At 64.9% G+C, this 18443-nt stretch carries 9 protein-coding genes; 7 read left to right on the forward strand and 2 right to left on the reverse strand.

Features of this window, described 5'->3' with window-relative positions; all coding sequences use genetic code 11:
* Window positions 1-5: 5 nt before the first annotated feature.
* Together Q362_RS0110540 and Q362_RS0110545 are read right to left on the reverse strand one after the other, a co-directional pair.
* Entirely contained in the window at window positions 6-1130 is a 1125-nt protein-coding gene (locus Q362_RS0110540) for an ABC transporter permease (RefSeq protein WP_028318663.1), read from the reverse strand.
* Window positions 1127-2920 carry an ATP-binding cassette domain-containing protein gene (locus Q362_RS0110545; RefSeq protein ID WP_051554103.1) on the reverse strand — a complete coding sequence of 598 codons (1794 nt, stop codon included), beginning with the start codon at window positions 2918-2920 and terminating at the stop codon, window positions 1127-1129. The genes Q362_RS0110540 and Q362_RS0110545 overlap by 4 nt, the downstream gene beginning before the upstream one ends.
* Before the next feature lie 471 nt (window positions 2921-3391).
* On the opposite strand from Q362_RS0110545, the gene Q362_RS20205 reads away from it, so the two are divergent.
* The 7 genes from Q362_RS20205 (at window position 3392) to Q362_RS0110585 (ending at window position 18080) form a co-directional block, all read left to right on the forward strand.
* Complete coding sequence (locus Q362_RS20205; RefSeq protein WP_169737407.1) at window positions 3392-9592, forward strand: alpha-2-macroglobulin family protein; 6201 nt, start codon at window positions 3392-3394, stop codon at window positions 9590-9592.
* Window positions 9579-11696 carry a transglycosylase domain-containing protein gene (locus tag Q362_RS20210; RefSeq protein ID WP_051554109.1) on the forward strand — a complete coding sequence of 706 codons (2118 nt, stop codon included), beginning with the start codon at window positions 9579-9581 and terminating at the stop codon, window positions 11694-11696. Before Q362_RS20205 ends, Q362_RS20210 begins: the two co-directional genes overlap by 14 nt.
* 153 nt (window positions 11697-11849) lie before the next feature.
* Window positions 11850-12842: a histone deacetylase family protein gene (locus Q362_RS0110565; RefSeq protein WP_028318665.1), complete on the forward strand. Its 993-nt coding sequence runs from the start codon at window positions 11850-11852 to the stop codon at window positions 12840-12842.
* Window positions 12843-12858: 16 nt separating this feature from the next.
* Complete coding sequence (locus Q362_RS0110570; RefSeq protein ID WP_028318666.1) at window positions 12859-13518, forward strand: CBS domain-containing protein; 660 nt, start codon at window positions 12859-12861, stop codon at window positions 13516-13518.
* 8 nt (window positions 13519-13526) lie between these two features.
* A complete protein-coding gene (locus tag Q362_RS0110575) occupies window positions 13527-15632 on the forward strand; it encodes an acetate--CoA ligase family protein (protein WP_028318667.1) in 2106 nt (701 codons plus the stop codon).
* A gap of 45 nt (window positions 15633-15677) precedes the next feature.
* Window positions 15678-17558 carry a bifunctional acetyl-CoA hydrolase/transferase family protein/GNAT family N-acetyltransferase gene (locus tag Q362_RS0110580; protein WP_028318668.1) on the forward strand — a complete coding sequence of 627 codons (1881 nt, stop codon included), beginning with the start codon at window positions 15678-15680 and terminating at the stop codon, window positions 17556-17558.
* A 123-nt stretch (window positions 17559-17681) separates the two neighbouring features.
* Window positions 17682-18080, forward strand: coding sequence for a nuclear transport factor 2 family protein (locus Q362_RS0110585; protein WP_028318669.1), 399 nt, complete (start codon window positions 17682-17684; stop codon window positions 18078-18080).
* Window positions 18081-18443: the final 363 nt, after the last annotated feature.

Genomic DNA, 18443 nt, shown 5'->3' on the forward strand with positions numbered 1-18443 from the left:
AGCACCTATTCGAGCCGTTTCCTGGTCTTGCGATAGACCAGGCCGTGGAAGAAGAGGCCCATGGCCGTGAGCGCGGCCGCGTTGGGCAGGATGACGCTCCAGACGTTGCCGACCAGGAACAGGGTCTGGAGGATGGCCACGTAGTAGCGGGCGGCGATCAGGTAGGTCACGCCCTGGATAAAGGCGGGCATGGAGCGGATGTCGAAGATGAAGCCCGAGAGGATGAAGGCCGGGAGGAAGGTGCTGATCATGGCCACCAGGGCGGCCACGAACTGCGACCTGAAGACGGTGGAGATGAAAAAGCCCATGCCCAGGGCCACCCAGAGAAACAGGGCCGAGACCGCGAACAGCAGCCAGAGCGAGCCGCGCAGCGGCACGTGGAAGAGGACGTGGGCCATGACCAGGGACAAGAGCAGGCCGCCCATACCGAGAATGAAGTAGGGGATCAGCTTGCCGAGCAGGATCTCGTTGACCGAAATCCGGGTCACCAGCAGGGATTCCATGGTGCCCCGCTCCCATTCGCGGGCGATCACCAGGGCGGTGAGCAGGGCGCCGATCAGGGTCATGATCACCGCCAGGATACCCGGCACCAGGAAATCGGTGGAGCGCACCTGGGGGTTGAACCAGATGCGCTGCTCCAGTTGCACCGGCGAGCGCAGCGGCCGGCCGGCCCGTTCCGCCTGCTGCTCCAGCCAGCCGAACCAGATGCCCTGGACATAACCCTCGATCAGCCGGGCGGTGTTGGCGTCGACCCCGTTGACGAGCACGCCGATCGGCGGCGACTGGGCACTGAGAGAGTCGGCGCCGAAGTCGTGGCGCAGCCAGACGATGCCGTCGATGGCCGATGCCCGCAGGGCGGCTTCCGCCTCCTGGATCGACGCCAGCCGGACCGGGGCGAAATAGGCCGACTGCTCGAAGCCGCCGGCGAAGCTGAGCGAGGCGGTGTCCGGCTGCTCGATCACCAGGCCCATGCGGATGTTCGTGGCGTCCAGGGAAACGCCGTAACCGAAGATGAGCAGCAGCAGCAGGGGCAGGAAAAAGGCGATGGCGATGCTCGACGGGTCGCGGACGACCTGGAGCCATTCCTTGCGGATCATGCCCCTGAGGCGAAGCAGCGGCCCCGGCTTCATGCGGTGGCCCCGGTCAGTTGATGGGCTTCGAGCAGGCCGATGAAGGCGTCTTCCATGGTGGCTTCCCGGCCTTGGGCGCCGCCGTGGCGCTCCTTCATCTCCTCGGGCGTGCCCTCGGCCAGCACCCGGCCGTCGGCCATGATCACCAGGCGGTCGCAGTATTCGGCCTCCTCCATGAAGTGGGTGGTGACCAGCACGGTGACGCCCTGGTCGGCCAGGCTGTTGATCTGGGCCCAGAATTCGCGGCGGGCCAGGGGATCGACCCCGGAGGTGGGCTCGTCGAGGAACAGGACCTCGGGCTCGTGCATCAGGGCCACGGCCAGGGCCAGGCGCTGCTTGAAGCCGAGCGGCAGGTCCTGGCTCTCGGTGGCGGCGTAGGGTTCGAGATCGAAGGTGGCGAGCGCCCAGTCGATCTGATCGCGGCGGCGGGCCCCGCGCAGGCCGTAGGCGCTGCTGAAGAAGCGCAGGTTCTGCAGCACGGTCAGGTTGCCGTACAGGGAGAATTTCTGGGCCATGTAGCCGATGCGGGCGCGGGCCGCGGCAGCGGCGGTGCGCAGGTTCATCCCGGCCACGGTGCAGGCGCCGCTGGTGATGGGCAGCAGGCCGCAGAGCATGCGGAAGGTGGTGGTCTTGCCGGCGCCGTTGGCGCCCAGCAGGCCGAAAATTTCGCCGGGCCGCACCCGGAAGCTGACGTGGTCGACCGCGAAGAAGTCGCCGAACCGGCGCACCAGGTTGTCGACGGTGATGACGTCGCCGCCGTTGGTGCGACTGTTGACCGTGCCCAGGGCGATGTGGTTGTTGTTCCCGTTTGCGGTCTCGTCCTTGAGGGTGGCCACGAAATAATCCTCGAACCGGGGCGCCACCGGCGCCACCTCGGCCTCTGTCGCTGCGGGCAGGGTCGAAAGGGCTGGTGGCCTGCGGTCGCGGCTGACCACCCGCACCGCGGTGCCCAGGATGAGGGCGTCGAGCACCGCCGGCTCACGGCTCAGGGCGCGTTGCAGGGCCCGCTTGGCCAGGGCCGGGGCGCGGACCAGCCAGGTGCGGCCGTCCACCTGGCGGCTGAAGGCCTGGGGCCGGTCGTGGCCGAGGATGCGGCCGCCATGGATGAGCACCACCTCGGCGCACCGTTCGGCCTCGTCGAGATAGGCGGTGCTGAGCAGCACGCTCATGCCCTCGGCCTCGACCAGGTGGTAGACGATCTGCCACAGTTCCCGCCGCGAGACCGGGTCCACGCCCACGGTGGGCTCGTCGAGCAGCAGCAGGCGCGGCGGCCGCACCAGGGTGCAGACCAGGCCGAGCTTCTGCTTCATGCCGCCGGAGAGCCGGCCGGCCAGGCGGCCCTGAAAGCCTTCCAGGCCGGCCATGGCCAGCAGTTGCCGGTAGCGTTCGGGCCGCGCCGTTGCCGCCACGCCCTGGAGATCGGCGTAGAGGTCGAGGTTTTCACGCACGCTCAAATCCTCGTACAGGCCGAAGCGCTGGGGCATGTAGCCGATGCGCGCCTGCACCGCCAGCGGCTCGGCGACCGCATCCAGGCCCAGGGCGCGCAGGGTGCCTTGGTCCGGGGCCAGCAGGCCGGCGCAGAGCCGCATCAGGGTGGTCTTGCCGGCGCCGTCCGGCCCGATCAGGCCGGTGACCATGCCGGGCCGGACGGTGCAGCTCACGTCGTCGAGGGCGACGATCCGCTTCTTCTCCACGGTGAAGGTCTTGACCACCCCGTCAAGCACCAGGACCGGGGGCGATTGCGGTTCACCCTGCGGCGGGATGTCGGTAACGGCAGTGCTATGCTCCATGCAATAATGGTCGGGTGGCCCGGTGCCGGGCGGATGGATCGGCGCGCATCGATTCCCTCCTGGATGCAGATTGAGGGTATCATACCACAACCCATCGAATTTTCTTTCTCTTGTTGCATGGCCAACGGAGAGAATCGTTGTTGCCCAAGCGGATAGACGCGGAAATGATGCCAGGGCCGACACGGCCCGCCGTGATGGGAAAAAATAGGTAAGTTTGCCTATAAATACTAATAATATTTAGATGTTGTGGCCTTGATGCCCGCATGGTAAGAACATTTGAATCGAATCAAATCGACGGAGGCGACCGCGTCACGGGAAATGACCGTCGTTGCCGGATCGTCCGGTCTCGAATTTTTTTTGAGCCACCATCATTGCCAAGCGAAAGGGTGCATCATGTCTGGCCGCATATTTTTTCGAAGAACGATCGCAATTGTTCTTCTCGGAATCGTCCTTGCCGGTCCGCAGGTACCGGTGGCTGAGGAAAAACCACCGCTGAAGGCCGGTTTCGACTGCGCCAAGGCCTCTTCGCCCGTTGAGCATCTCATTTGTTCCGACGAACAACTCGCCGGGTTGGACAAGGAAATGACGGCGCTCTTCACGGCCGCACGTAACGCTGCCGAGACGAAAGAAAGCCGGCGGGAACAGTTGCAGGCGCAGCGGGCCTGGCTCAAGGCCCGGTTGACCACCTGCGACATCCCGGCAACGGGCGATTTGCCTAACGAGGTGGCCGGGATGCGTACCTGTCTGGTGGCCGAAATACGTAAAAGAAACGAGGAATTGGCCAAGGCCATGCACAAACCGGTGCGGCCGCAGCCTCCGGAAACCGCGTCCTTTGATGCCGCCGCCGCGGCACGGGAGGAGGAACTGAGGATTGTTCGCATCACCCCTGGCGGCGAGGATGTGGAGCAGCGGCAGCAACTGGTCCTGCAATTTAACCGGCCGGTGGTGCCCATCGGCCGCATGGACCGGGAGGCGAGCGAAATCCCGGTGGAGATCGCCCCGGAGCTGAACTGCCACTGGCGCTGGCTCAACCGCTCGGCCCTGGCCTGCAACCTCGACGAAAAGGATTACATGATCCCCGCGACCCGCTACCGGGTGCAGGTGCATCCCGGCATCCGGGATGAAGCGGGGCGAACCATCGCCAAGAAGATGGAGCACGAGTTTGTCACCGCCAGGCCCAGGGTGAAGAGCTGCAGACTGGAGTTCGATTCCGGCACGGCGGTGCGCGGATGGCAGGCGCCGGGCGTCCCCATTATCAATGTCCGCTTCAACCAGCAGGTGACCCGGCAGTCGGTGGCGGAGTCACTGTATATCGAGGCCAAGGGCACGCGATATCCCCTGGAGGTGACGCCCAGCCCCACCCGCTTCTCGCGTGAGGCGGTGCTCCAGGTGACCTTGGAGAAACAGCCGCTCAGGGTCCGGACGAACAGAAAAGTCGAGGACGAGCCGGTGGCCGCGGGCACGACCACCGACGAGGCCAGGCTCAACTGGAATGTCCGGCCCAAAACCGCGATCCCGGAAGAGAGCGAGTATGCGTTGCGGGTGCGCCCCGGGCTTCGCTCCGCCTTCGGCCCCGAACCGGGGATCGAGGACCGGCTGGTCATGCAGGGGGCCACTTTCCCGCCCTTTGCCTTGCTCGGCATCCGCTGCACCGCCAATGACGGCGGGGAGATACTTCTCCATGCCGGGGAAAATCGGGAGCGCTGTTCGGTCGATCCACCGGAGTTGCTCTTTTCCGCCCCCATCAATCCGGCCCAGCTCAGGTCGTCGGAGTTCATCAGCCCGGCGCTGCGCTACCGCAACAGCGATCGCGACCCGCTGGAAGAACTGCAAGACAGGGACTTCGGCTATGGCACCAGTCACGAAATGGGCGACCGGTACGGCGTTCCATTACCCACGGTCCTGCGGCCGCGTACCGACTACGTCCTGCGCCTGCACGGGGAAAAAACGGCGGACAACGACCCGCAGCGCGCGGCCCTGCATGACCTCTTCGGCCGGATACTGCCGACGGATGTCCGCGTCGGGTTCGCCACTGACCGGTACCGGCCGACCCTGGAGTGGAGCGGGCTGCCGGCGGTGCTGGAAAAGGGGATCAGGTCCGATGTCTCCTTTTATTTCGCCAACCTTGTCCGTGCCCGCCTGGAGGGCAGGGCCCTGTTTGCCGATGGCAGCCTGCGCGAGGTCGGCCAGGATCTGACCCTGGTCGGCCCGCCGGACCGGTTCAACCGCTCGGTCCTGGGAGTGCGCCGGCTGTTGGCCGATGAGTCCGGTGCCTTTGCCGGGACCATCCGGACCCTGGAGCCGGAGCGGGTGGTGGACGGTTACGGTGAACCCGTCGGGCACAGCACCGTCGCCGCCCAGGTCACTCCCTTCCATGTCCATGCCAAGATGGGCGCCTTCTCCAGCCTGGTCTGGGTGACCGATCTGGCGAGCGGCCAGCCGGTTGCCGGCGCCGAGGTTCGTCTGGTGCGCGGCGGGGTTTTTCAGCCCGATGCGGGCAAGCGGGAGGAACTGGCCAAGGTGGTGAGCAATGGCCAGGGGCTGGCCAGCCTGCCGGGCGTACTCGCCGGGGTCGACGCCAATGCACCCGAGGAACGGAGGGTCCTGCACATTCTGGTGAGCAAGGGTCGGGACCTAGCCCTACTGCCCGTTTCGACGGGTGATTTCCATGAATATGCGGACGACGACGCCGATTTCTTCGGCGATCTCCGCGTCTGGGGCACCACCGCCCAAGGGGTCTACAAGCCGGGGGCCGAGGTGCAGTACAAGCTCTACGTCCGGGCCATGGGTAGTTTCGGGGTGGCGGTGCCCGAACAGAAGACCTTTACCCTCGAAATCCGCGATCCGGCAGATACTGTGGTTGAAGCCAAGGACATCGAGCTGTCCGCCTTCGGCAGCTATGCCGGTGTGTTCCCGACCGGTGTCACCAGCCCGGCCGGCCGCTATCGCATCACGCTCAAGAATACGGCCAAGCAGGGGCTCGGCACCGGGGTCGCCTTCCTGGTCGCCGACTTTGTCCCGGCCTCGTTCAGGGTCCGGACCACCCTCAACGGGGAGGTCTACAGGGCCGGCGAAGAGGTGCGGGTGGAGACCGCGGCCACCCTCCACAGCGGCGGGCCCTTTACCGCCGCCACCAACCGTTATACCGTCCGCATCGTCGGTGCCCCCTTTGTTTCCACCCATCCGGCCTCAAAGGAGTATTCCTTCGGCAGCCCCTGGTGCAACCCGCGGGTCGGCTGCGGCGAGGTGTCGTTGCTGGAGAGCACGGGCACGCTCGATCAGGAGGGCAAGACCTCCGTCCTGATCAAGGCCGAGGGCGGCGACATCGGCTCCGGCACCCTGATGGTGGAGAGCGCGGTCGAGGACGACCGGGGCAAGAAGATCGCCAACATGGCCACGGCCCGCTATTTCGGGGTGGATCGCTTCGTCGGCCTGAAAAGGACGGGCTTTGTCGTCACCGCGGGCCAGCCGCAGACCTTCCGGTTCGTGGTCGTGGACCGCGACGGCCTGCCGGTGGAAGGGGCCAGGGTCGCGGTCGATTCGGCCAACGCCCGGATCACCGCCTTCAAGGCCAGGGGTGCGGGCGAGGCCCTGTTCACTCGCGCCGACACCGAAATGGTGGCCGATGGCGACAGCCAGGAACTCGTCTCCGGCACAACCGGCCAGGACTTTGCCATGGTCTTCAACGCCACCGGCGAGCACGAACTGACCTTGCGTGTCAGCGACAGCCAGGGCCGTGAGCATCGGACCACCTGGAACCTCTGGGTCACCGGGCCGGATGCCGTTGCCTGGGGGAACAAGGACGACAACACCCTGGATCTGGTGGTGGAAAAGACCACATACGCGGTCGGCGAAACGGCCCAGGTGCTGGTGAAGAACCCCTATCCCCGCAGCAAGGCCCTGGTCACCATCGAGCGCAAGGGCATCGTCAAGAGCTGGGTCGAGGATCTGGACGGCAGCCTGCCCCGGATCACCTTTCCGGTGAGCGAAGACATGGTCCCCAACTTTGGCCTGTCGGTGGTGGTTTTCGCCCCCCGGACCGAGACCCGCGAGATCGACGGCAGCTACGACCAGGGCAAGCCCGAATGGCGGATGGGCTCTGCCCGGATGGAGGCGGCAGGGAAACGACACCGCCTCGATTGCGCAATCACAACCGATAAAGACACCTACAAGCCGGGCGAGGAGGTGCGGGCCGAGGTGCGGGTCGTGCCCGGCGATGGCGCGCCGGCCGGAACAATGGAGCTGGCCGTGGCCGTGCTCGACGAGGCGGTCTATGAGCTGATCAAGGGCGGCCTGGACTACTTCGATCCATTCAAGGGCATGTACTGGGTGCGGCTCGACACGGTCGCCAACTACAACATCCTCAAGGGGCTGGTCACCCATGCGCCGCCGGAGCCGACGATGAAGGGGGACGATCCGGGCGGCGACGGCGGCATGGCCGACAAGCTCCGTTCCAACCTCAAGCCGCTGGCCTTCTGGCAGCCCGCCCTGCTTACCGACGATCGAGGCAAGGCCTCCCTCAGCTTCAAGGCACCGGACAACCTCACCGGCTGGCGCATCCTGGTGTTGGCCGTCGATGCCGCCGATCATCTCGGCCTCGGTACCCACACCTTCAAGGTCAACCGGCTCACCGAAATCCAGCCGGCCATGCCCAACCAGGTACTGGAGGGCGATCGGTTCACCGCCGCCTTCACGGTCATGAACCGCAGCCCGGAGAACCGGACGGTCAAGGTGCGGATCGGGGCCCAGGGCACCCTGGCGGCCCCATCGCCTGCCCAGGAACAGCAGGTGGAGCTCGCGCCCTTCCAGCGCAAGTCGATCAAATACCCCCTGCTCGCGGGCAAGGTGCCGGTCGACCGGCAGGCGGAACAGGGACGGATCGACCTGACGGTCAGCGCGGGCGACGCCCTCGACGGCGACGGCCTGCGCCACCATGTGCCGGTGCTCAAGCGCACCATTTTCGATGTCGGCGCCGACTACGGCACCATCACCGAGGCCCTGATCAGGCAGCCGTTGCTCTTTCCCGGGCACATCCGGCCCGATGCCGGCGAGGTCTCGGTCAGCCTCAGTCCGACGGTCATCGGCGACCTCGAAGGCGCCTTCCGTTTCATGCAACACTATCCGTACGGTTGCTGGGAACAACTGTTGTCGCGGGCGGTCATGGCCGCCGCCTACCAGGCGGTGCGTCCCTACCTGGCCGCGGATTTCGCCTGGGAAGGAACCGACGCCGTCATTGCCGAGACCCTGAACGGGGCCAGGGATTTTCAGGCCCCCAACGGCGGCATGGCCTTTTTCAAGCCCGAAAACGAGCGGGTCGATCCGTATCTTTCCGCTTATACCGCCCTGGGGTTCGCGCAGCTCGACAACCTGGGATTCAAGCCCCCCACAGTGGTGCGGGCCAAGCTGACCGGCTATCTCAAGGAGATGCTGCGCACCGACGTGCTGCCCACCTTTTATACCGACGGAATGGCCTCTTCGGTACGGGCCGTGGCCCTGGCGGCGCTGGCCCGATGGGGTCAGGCCGACGCGGACATGCTCACCCGTCATGGCCAGCATCTGGAGCAGATGGACCTCTTCGGCAAAAGCCAGATGCTGAGCGCGGCGTTATATCTCGGGGGCCACGAAGAGCTTGTCCACAGGATCACCGACATGATCCTGGGCAGCATCAATGAAACCGGTGGTCGGCTGGTCTTCAACGAACAGCTCGACGACGGCTCTTCCCGGATGCTGGCCTCGGTGCCGCGAACCAACTGCGCCGTGCTTTCCAGCCTGATGCAACTGGCCAAGACCCCGCAAGGGCCGGAGGTGTTGCAGGACATACCCACCAAGCTGGCCCGCACCGTCAAAACCATGCGCGGTCATCGGGATCATTTCGAAAATACGCAGGAAAACATGTTTTGTCTGAACGCGCTGGTCGATTATGCCCGGCAGTACGAGCAGGCACCGCCCAATTTCGTGGCCAAGGTCGTCTTCGAGGACGAGGGGGTTGAACAGGGCCGGTCCATCCGCTCGTTCACGGACAAGCCCCTGGTGGTGACGCGGCCGATCAACGATTCCGATCCCGGCCAGCGCAAGACCGTGGCCATCTTCAAGGAAGGAGAGGGCCGGCTCTACTACTCCACGGTGATGCGGTACGCCACCAGGGAGGACCAGGAAAAAAATGTCAACGCCGGCATGGAGATCCTCCGGGAATACTCGGTCGAGGACAAGGCCACCGGTGGCTGGCGGCTTTTGGGCCGGGACGATCGGGTCAGGCGCGGCGACCTCGTCCGGGTCGATCTGTTCCTCCGGCTGCCCGCGGCCCGGACCCAGGTGGTGGTCGACGATCCGGTGCCGGGCGGGCTGGAGCCGGTCAACACCGAGCTGGCCACCGCTTCCCAGGTGGATGCGGCCAAGGCCAAGGCCCGGTTTGCCGGCGGTTCGCTCTGGTTCCAGTTCGCCGACTGGCAGGCATACAACCTCTCGTTCTGGGGCTTCAACCACCGGGAACTGCGCCATCATGCCGCCCGGTTTTTCGCCGAGTACCTGCCGCCGGGCAACTACCACCTGGCCTACTCCACCCAGGCGGTCGCCGAAGGCGATTTCACGGTCCTGCCCGTGTTCGCCGGCGAGATGTACGATGCCGACGTCTATGGCAAGGGGGTGAGCGGGCAGCTGCATGTCGATCCCTGAACGCGGGCGCAATGGGCTGCTGCTCGGCCTGTGGTTGCTGCTGCCGGTGGCGGTCCTGCTGGGGTGCACCCTGGTCGACCTGGCCGAGCTGCCCGCGACCTCGCTCCAGGAACTGGTCCGACGGGCGGCGCCGCCGACCCTCACCGACCGGCACGGCGTCCCGCTCAACCGCACCTATCAGACCCGGTTCAACGGCCAGGATCTGGTGGCGCTGCACGATGCGCCGCCACTGCTGGTCGACGCCCTGGTCCAGGCCGAGGACGCACGTTTCTACCGACACCGTGGGGTCGACTGGCTGGCGCGCATCCATGCCCTCTGGCAGAACCTGCGGGCCGGCCGGGTGGTGCGCGGCGCCAGCACCATCACCGAACAGGTGGTGCGCATCCTCCATCCCCGGCCCCGGACCTACTGGTCGCGCTGGCTGGAGGGATGGGACGCCCTGCGTCTCGAAGGCCGGTTCACCAAGACGGATATCCTCGAATTCTATCTCAACCAGGTGCCCTACGCCTCCTCCCGCCGGGGCGTGATCCAGGCCGCCCGCTTCTGGTTCGGCCGTTCGCTGGCCACCCTCAACACCAAGGAACTCCTCGCCCTGGCGGTCATGGTCCGGTCGCCCTCCCTGCTGACCCCGGACAAGGAACCGCAGGGGCTCGCCCACCGGGTCGCCGGCCTGGCTGAACTGCTGCACCGGCAGGGGATGCTCGCCCCGGACCAGATGGCGACGGCCCACCAGGAGGGTTGGTCGCGGGCCCGGACGGACCTGGCCGTACAGGCGCCCCATTTCGTCGCCTTTGCCCAGGACCGGATCGCCGGCCAGGGCGGTGGTGGTCCGGTCCGGACCAGCCTGGACGGCGGGTTGCAGCACAAAACCCAGCAATTCCTCGAACGAAGGTTGGTTGACCTGGCCGGCTCCGGCCTTCGCAATGGGGCGGTGCTGGTCGTCGACCACACCACCTCCGAGGTCCTGGTCTGGGCGGTGGCCGGCGAACTGACCGCGGCTATCCCCGAATCCGGCTTCGACGCCGTGCGCATCCCCCGCCAGCCCGGCTCCACCCTCAAACCCATGGTCTATGCCCTGGCGCTGGATACAGGGTGGAGCCCGGCGACCCTGATCCGGGACGAACCGGTGCCGGAGGCGGTGGAGCGCGGCCTCCATGTCTACCGTAATTTCAGCGAAACCTACCACGAACTCGTGCCCCTGGCCGATGCCCTGGGCAATTCCCTCAACACCCCGGCCATCCGAACCCTGGAATTCGTCGGGCCGCAGCGCTTCCTCGATACCCTCCGGCGCCTGGGAGTCGCCAGCCTGCATGCGGGGCTGGCGGTCTACGGCAACGGCGTGGTGCTCGGCAATGCGGAGATCCCCCTGCTTGAGTTGGTGCAGGCCTATGGCGGCTTGGCCCGGGGCGGGCGGCCGATGCGGGTCGCGGTGCTCGCCGGGGGCAAGGACGACCGGGACCAACCGTTCACCCCGGTGGTCACTGAAAGGAGCGCGCGCACCATCGGCATGATCCTGTCCGAGGCCGATTGCCGCCGTTTCGAGTTCGGCCGGGACAGCATTCTCGATTTTCCGGTGCGGACCGCGGTCAAGACCGGAACCTCCACCAAGGGCAACGATCTCTGGACCATGGCCTACGACGGCCGTTTCGTGGTGGGGAGCTGGATGGGCAACCTGGATCGGAGCGCGCCGATCCTGGCGATGACCGGCGCTTCCGGCCCGGCCCTGCTCGTCCGCACGGTCTTTGCCGAGCTTCGGCGGCATTATGGCCTGCATCCGCTGCCGACGGTGCCCCTGGCCCGTCCCGAAGGGCAGGGGACACCGGTCCCGACCGGACCCCCCCGCATGGTGGTCCCGACCCCTGACATGGAGGTGGTGCTGGAGGCGAGAATCCCGAGAGCGGCCCAGGCCATTCCCTTTACCCTTGCCGGCGTGCGTCCCGATGACGAGGTGCGCTGGTTCGTGGATGGAACAGCCTGTCCGGCCGCGCATCAAGGGAAGATGCTGTGGCCGGTGGTCCAGGGCTCGCACCGGGTCGTTGCCGAGATCCATCGCGCCGGCGGCGAGGTCATCCGGCTGCCGGAGCGGCGTTTGGTGGTGAAATAAGCCGGCCCTCGGGGATGTCCGTCTGCGGTGGATCCATGGGGAGCTGCAAAAGATAGCGCTTCGTTTTTCCCGAAGAATACGGTAAGGTTGGCAGGATTGCCGTTGGGGCGTTTTCCGCTTTTCCGGCACCGAGGCAGGACCACGAACGAGGCAATGGACAGCGATTCGCCCATCACCATCATCACCGCGCCGGCATTCCTCCGGCACGACACCGGCGGCAGCGACCATCCCGAGGCGCCCGAACGGATGCTGGCGATCACCGACCGGCTGGCCGAGGGCGACCTGGCCAACCGTATCCGCCATCTGCCTCCCCGTCCGGCTGAACGCGACCAACTGCTGGCCTTCCACACCGAGGGCTGGTTGTTCCGCTTCGAGGAATTGGTGCTGCGCGGCCGGACCTACATCGACCACCCCGACAACCAGGTGGGCTACGATTCCTACGAAATCGCCACCCTGTCCGCCGGCTCGGGCCTGGTCGGCGTCGATCTGGCCGAGGCCGGGCCGGGGAGCGCGATCTTCTGCCAGACCCGCCCGCCGGGCCACCATGCCGAGCCCAACCAGCCCTACGGCTTCTGCTTCTTCAACAACTGCGTGATCGCGGCCCGGTACTGGCAGCGACGGTACGGCCGGCGCCGGATCTGCATCTTCGATTTCGACGCCCACCACGGCAACGGCATCCAGACCGCCTTTGAGGAAGAGGCCGAAACCAGCTATATCTCCATCCACGAACACCCCAGCTTCAGCTATCCGGGAACGGGCTGGGCCGAGGAGCGGGGCATCGGCGCCGGCCGGGGCACCATCCTCAACCTGCCTCTGCCGCCCGGCGGCGGCAAGGAGCAGGTGATGCGGCTGCTGCCGAAAATCCGCCAGTTTGTGCAGCAGGTCCGACCCGAGGCCCTGATCGTCGCCGCCGGCTTCGACGCCCACCGCGACGACGACATGTCCGGGCTGGCCTTCACCGCCGAGTTGTATCGGCTTTTGGGCGTCTTTGTCCGTGAAATCGCGACCGAGTGCACCCAGGGACGGTTGGTGTCCATCCTGGAGGGCGGCTACAACCTGCGCCGGTTGGGCGAATGCGTCGAAGCGTATTTGGCAGGGCTGGTGGAGCAGGACGCATGCGGGCGCACAGCCGGAACACAGAGTTGATCATGGGAGGACTGCCATGTTTATTCGATACCATATGACCCCGTTGCCGATCACGGTCACGCCCGAGACGACCGTGGCCGAGGCGATCGACATCGTTCAGGAAAAAAATATCCGCCATCTCCTGGTGGCCGACCAACAGGGCCGGCTTCAGGGCATCCTTTCCGACCGGGACCTCCGTTCGGCCCGGCCCTCGTCCGTGGCCCGCAGCAGGGAGCGGCACCGGGTCGAGGAGCAGGTCAACAACACGCCGGTGAGCGTGCTCATGACCCGCGACTGCCTCACCCTCAGTCCCAACGCCACCCTGGACGACGCCCTGCTCCTCTTCCAGTCCCGCAAGATCGGCGCCCTGCCGGTGGTGGGCGACGAAGACAAGGTGGTCGGCATCTTCAGCACCGCCGACCTGATGAACGCCTACCGCAACCTGTTCGGCCTGGGCGAGAAGGGCTCGGTGCTCATTTCCATCGAGGACAACGGCGATCCCCAGGCCATGTCCCGGCTGGTGCGGGTGATGGAGGAGAAGCAGGTGTCCTTTACCCGCCTGGTGCGGACGGACGGCGGCAGCACCGGACGGGCGATGATCTTCCTCCGCATCAACACCTACAACATCCGCGCGGTGCACAAGGCACTCGAAGCCGCCGGTTTCACCATCCACGTTCCCGACGAATTCAAGGAATAGAGGCTGTTATGCTGGAAAAGCTGTTTACGCCCAGGTCGATTGCCCTGATCGGTGCCGCCAGGACCGAGGGCAAGGTCGGCTATTACACCATGAGCAACCTGGTGCAGAGCGGTTTCAAGGGACCGATCGTGCCGGTCAATCCGGCGGGCGGCGAGCTCTTCGGCCTCAAGGTCTATCCGAAGCTCGCGGACTATCCCGACCCGGTGGACCTGGTGGTGGTCGCGGTGCCGGCGGACCAGGTGCCGGCCGCGGCGGAAGAGGCGGTGCGGAAGAGGGCGGGTGCCCTGGTGGTCGTGGCCTCCGGCTTCAAGGAATCCGGCCGCCAGGGTCGGCTCATCGAGGTGGAGCTGATCGAGATCTGCCGCCGGGGCGGCGTGCGCCTGCTCGGCCCCAACTGCCTGGGCGTGATCAACACCGCCATCAACCTGAACGCCTCCTTTTCCAAACGCTCGCCCCAGGCCGGCCAGTTGGCGATTCTGTCCCAGTCGGGTGCCCTGTGCACCGCCATGATGGACATTGCCGACGAGCGGGAACTGGGGGTGTCGAAGGCGGTGTCCATCGGCAACAAGGCCGACATCACCGAGGTCGACATCCTCGAAGCCCTGGCCCACGACGAGGAGACCAGGGTGATCGTCGGCTACCTCGAAGACATCAGCGACGGCGACAAGTTCGTCAAGGCGGCGGAGGCGGCGAGTTCGCGCAAGCCGGTGGTGATTCTCAAGGCCGGCACCACCGTGGCCGGCACCAGGGCCGCGGCCAACCACACCGGCGTGCTCGCCGGCAAGGACACCGCCTACGGCGCGGCCTTCAAGCGGGCCGGCATCTGCCGGGCCGACAGTTTCGAGGCCCTGTTCGATTACGCCACCGCCCTGGCCCTGCAGCCGACTCCCAAGGGCGACCGGGTGCTGATCATCACCAACTCGGGCGGCGCCTGCACCATGGCCGCTGACGCGGTGGAAAAGGCAGGCATGAGCGTTTCTCCACTCAGTCTGCGGCTGGCGGCGCAGTTGCGCGAGCGGCTGCCGGCGACCGCCTTCATCGACAACCCCATCGACATTTCCGCCGCTGCCGAACCCCGCCACTATGCCGCCGCCATCGACACCGCCGTGGCCGATCCGGACATCGATTCGATCCTGGTGGTGCTGGCGCCCCAGTACATGACCGAGCCGGCAGCCACGGTGCGGGCCATTGTCGCCCACCTCGACGAGACCACCCCGGTGATCGCCTCCTTTCTCGGCGGCAGCGACATCATGCCCTCGCGCAAGGAGCTGGCCGCGGCCGGTCTGCCCTTCTACGACTCGCCGGAACGGGCGGTGGGTGCGCTCAAGGCCATGCACGAATACGGCGTGTGGAAACATCGGCCGGCCCGGCACGTGGTCCGCTTCCCGGTCAACCGGCGGCGGGTCGAGCGGATCATCACCCGGCGGCAGCGGACCAGCCGGCTCAGGCTGGGCGAGGTCAAATCGAAAGACATCCTCCAGGCCTACGGCTTCCGCATCCTGCCCGGCCGGCTCACCACCAGCCCGGAGGAGGCGGTAGAAATCGCCCGCTTCATCGGTTTTCCGGTGGCGCTCAAGATCATCTCGCCCTCCATCGTCCACAAGTCGGACCTCGGCGGCGTCCGCCTCAACCTCGGCTCCGCCCAGGAGGTGGCCGACTCCTTCGACCTGATGATGCTGCGCATCAACAAGCACGCCCCCAATGCCATCATCGGCGGCATCTATGTCGAAAAGATGGCGGAAAAGGGCCTGGAGGTGATCATCGGCATGACCCGCGACCCCCAGTTCGGCCCCATGCTGATGTTCGGTCTCGGCGGCATCTTCGTCGAGGTGATGAAGGACGTCACCTTCCACCTGGCGCCGATCACCGAGAACGAGGCCGTGCAGATGCTCAAGTCGACCCGCTCCTACGAGCTGCTCCAGGGCAAGCGCGGCGTCAAGGAGGTCGACCTCCAGGCCATTGCCGTGGCCCTGCAGCGCATCAGTCAGTTGACCACCGACTTTCCCCAGATCCTCGATCTGGAAATCAATCCGCTGATCGTCGGCGAAATCGGCAACGAACCGGTGGTGGTCGATGCCAGCATGACCTTCGCGCCGCTCCCCGAGGAGCATTGAGCCGCGCGCCGGCGCCCTGTTTGTTGATCCGATGAGGAATGACCCATGGAATATGTGAAGGACTGGCAGGAAATCTACAGCGACATGATCGCCACCCCGGCCCAGGCGCTGAGCCATCTCAAATCCGGGCACCGGGTGTTCATCGGCACCGGCTGCGGTGCCCCGCAGGAATTGATCGCGGCCATGACCGGCCGGGCGCGGTCGGTGTCCAACGTCGAGATCATCCAGTTGATCACCAAGGGCGACGCCCCCTACGCCGACAAGAAGATGTCGGACAGCTTCGCCATCAACGCCTTTTTCATCAGTTCCAACATCCGCGACGTCATCCAGGAGGGCTTCGGCGACTATACCCCGATCCTGCTCTCCGACGTGCCCGGCCTGTTCAACTCCGGCAGCCTGCCCATCGACATCGCTCTGGTCCAGGTGACCCCACCCAACCTGTACGGCCAGGTGAGCCTGGGCATTTCGGTGGACATCACCCGCAGCGCCATTGACAACGCCTCCCTGGTGATCGCCGAGGTCAACCCGAACATGCCCTGGACCCACGGCGACACCCAGATCGACATCCACGACCTCGACATCCTGGTGCCGGTGGACAAGCCCATCCTCGAGCGGGAGTTGCAGATTCCCAACGAGATCAGCCGCAAGATCGCCCGCACAGCCGCGGCGCTCATCCCCAACGGCTCGACCATCGAGCTGGGCCTGGGCCGGGTACCCGGCTACGGCCGCATCCCCCAGGCGGTGATGGAATTCCTCGACGATCGCAAGGACATCGGCTTCCACACCGAGATGATTTCCGACTCGATCATTCCCCTGGTCGAGGCCGGCGCCGTGACCGGGGCGATGAAGTCCATCGACAAGGGCAAGATCACCGCCAGCTTCTGCATGGGCACGAAGAAGCTCTACGATTACATCAACGACAACCCCCTGTTCAGCTTCCGGCCCACCGAATACATCAACGATGCCAACGTCATCGGCAAGCACAAACGGATGGTGGCGGTCAACATGGCCCTGGAGATCGACCTCACCGGCCAGGTCTGCTCCGACTCGGTGGGCGGCCGCTTTTACTCCGGCATCGGCGGTCAGATCGATTTCAACCGCGGCGCCGCCCGCTCGGAAGCGGGCCGGGCGATCATCACCCTGCCGTCGCTCAACCGGGAGGGCACCGAGTCGCGCATCGTCTGCACCCTGCAACCCGGCTCCGGGGTGACCATCAACCGGGCCAGCGTGCACTACGTGGTCACCGAGTACGGCGTCGCCTACCTGCACGGCAAGTCGATCCAGGAGCGGGTCATGGCGCTCATCTCCATCGCCCATCCCGATTTCCGGGAACAGCTGTTCCGGGAGGCGGTGGAGGCCAAGTACCTGCGGCCCAACCTGGCCCGCTTCGCCAACCGCTTCCTGGCGCCGGTGGAGGAATCGGTCCGCACCACCTATCTCATGCAGGACGGCACCGAGGTGACCTTCCGCTCGATCAAGCCCACCGACGAGCCGCACATGCGCGACCTGATCTACAACCTCAGCCAGGAGACCATCTATTACCGGTTCATGAGCCACCAGCAACGGTTCACGCCCCGCCAGATCCAGGATTTCGTCTACATCGACCACCGCCGCGACGTGGCCCTGGTGGGCACCATTCCGGAAGCGCACGGCGAGCAGATCATCGCGGTCGGCACCTACTACCTCAACGAGAAGACCAACATGGCCGAGGTGGCCTTCGTGGTCCGCGACGGCTGGCAGAACAGGGGGCTGGGCACCTTCCTCTTCCAGCACCTGACCAAGATCGCCAAGCGCAACGGCATCGCCGGCTTCACCGCCGAGGTCCTGCGGGAAAACGAGCGCATGCAGGCGGTGTTCAACCACTCGGCCCTCAAGGTGCAAAGCCGCCTGGAGGAAGGGGTCTACAGTTTTGTGATGGATTTTTAGGAGGGTAGTGCGCTGGATGCCATGACGTGTACCGTTCACGGCAAGTGTTCTTTAGTCTTGTTCTTATGAAAAAATTTTTGCTTGTCAATGCTGCTGGGTGTGTCCTTGAAGGAGCGATGTGAATTGAAAAAGAAAACAGCCAAAGATGTAGTCATCAACCTGTTCAGGGATGTTCTTGAGTCGCCAGTCGTCGATGTTTCTGTCATAGACAAATACATTGCCCCTTCATATGTACAGAATGTCGACGGGGTAGTGCTTGATTACGATGGATTTATTGAACATATGGAAAAACAGAAGCAGGTTGTCGCTTCTTTATCAGTTGAGTTTCTCGCAATAGCCGAGGATGGTGATACGGTTTTCACCAATCACATCGTAACCGCAAACAAAAAAGATGGTTCGACCATACAGGTAAAAGTAATCGCCCAGTTTACAGTTCAAAATAATCGTTTGACAAATTGTGATGAACTAACACGGCTTCTATCTGGGAATCATGAAGACCGCGATATTGGCTCACGGCACTAAAGAAAGAATGGCGATTTGGGGCACTTTGCCATTTGGAAGCTGGATACGCCTTGTTTTCCCGGTATGCCCGGTCGTCAGTGACTTTCCGCGTTTGTCCCGTCGGATTGTAGAAGGTTTGTGGTGCTGACCCGTTGATAACCGAGTGAATAATCATCGAATTGCTCTGGATCATTAATGAAAATCAGCTGTAGTTGCTTCCCGAGAGGAGCACGCCAGAGGAGGATTGAGAATCGTGTCGCAGACGATACGGTTCGGTATTAATTTTTATGGTTCATCCGGCAAACGGGTACCTGGAGTTGTGAAGGTTGTAGAGCCTGAGCTTGAAGTATTCCATGTTTCTGAAGCCATAGGCCTGCCGTTTCA

It is taken from the genome of Desulfobulbus elongatus DSM 2908, assembly GCF_000621145.1.
Taxonomy (GTDB): Bacteria; Desulfobacterota; Desulfobulbia; order Desulfobulbales; family Desulfobulbaceae; genus Desulfobulbus; species Desulfobulbus elongatus.

Coding starts and splice junctions, on each gene's coding strand:
- Q362_RS0110540 (WP_028318663.1), bottom strand. CDS start 1,130: ATGAAGCCGGGGCCGCTGCTTCGCCTCAGGGGCATGATCCGCAAGGAA.
- Q362_RS0110545 (WP_051554103.1), bottom strand. CDS start 2,920: ATGGAGCATAGCACTGCCGTTACCGACATCCCGCCGCAGGGTGAACCG.
- Q362_RS20210 (WP_051554109.1), top strand. CDS start 9,579: ATGTCGATCCCTGAACGCGGGCGCAATGGGCTGCTGCTCGGCCTGTGG.
- Q362_RS0110565 (WP_028318665.1), top strand. CDS start 11,850: ATGGACAGCGATTCGCCCATCACCATCATCACCGCGCCGGCATTCCTC.
- Q362_RS0110570 (WP_028318666.1), top strand. CDS start 12,859: ATGTTTATTCGATACCATATGACCCCGTTGCCGATCACGGTCACGCCC.
- Q362_RS0110575 (WP_028318667.1), top strand. CDS start 13,527: ATGCTGGAAAAGCTGTTTACGCCCAGGTCGATTGCCCTGATCGGTGCC.
- Q362_RS0110580 (WP_028318668.1), top strand. CDS start 15,678: ATGGAATATGTGAAGGACTGGCAGGAAATCTACAGCGACATGATCGCC.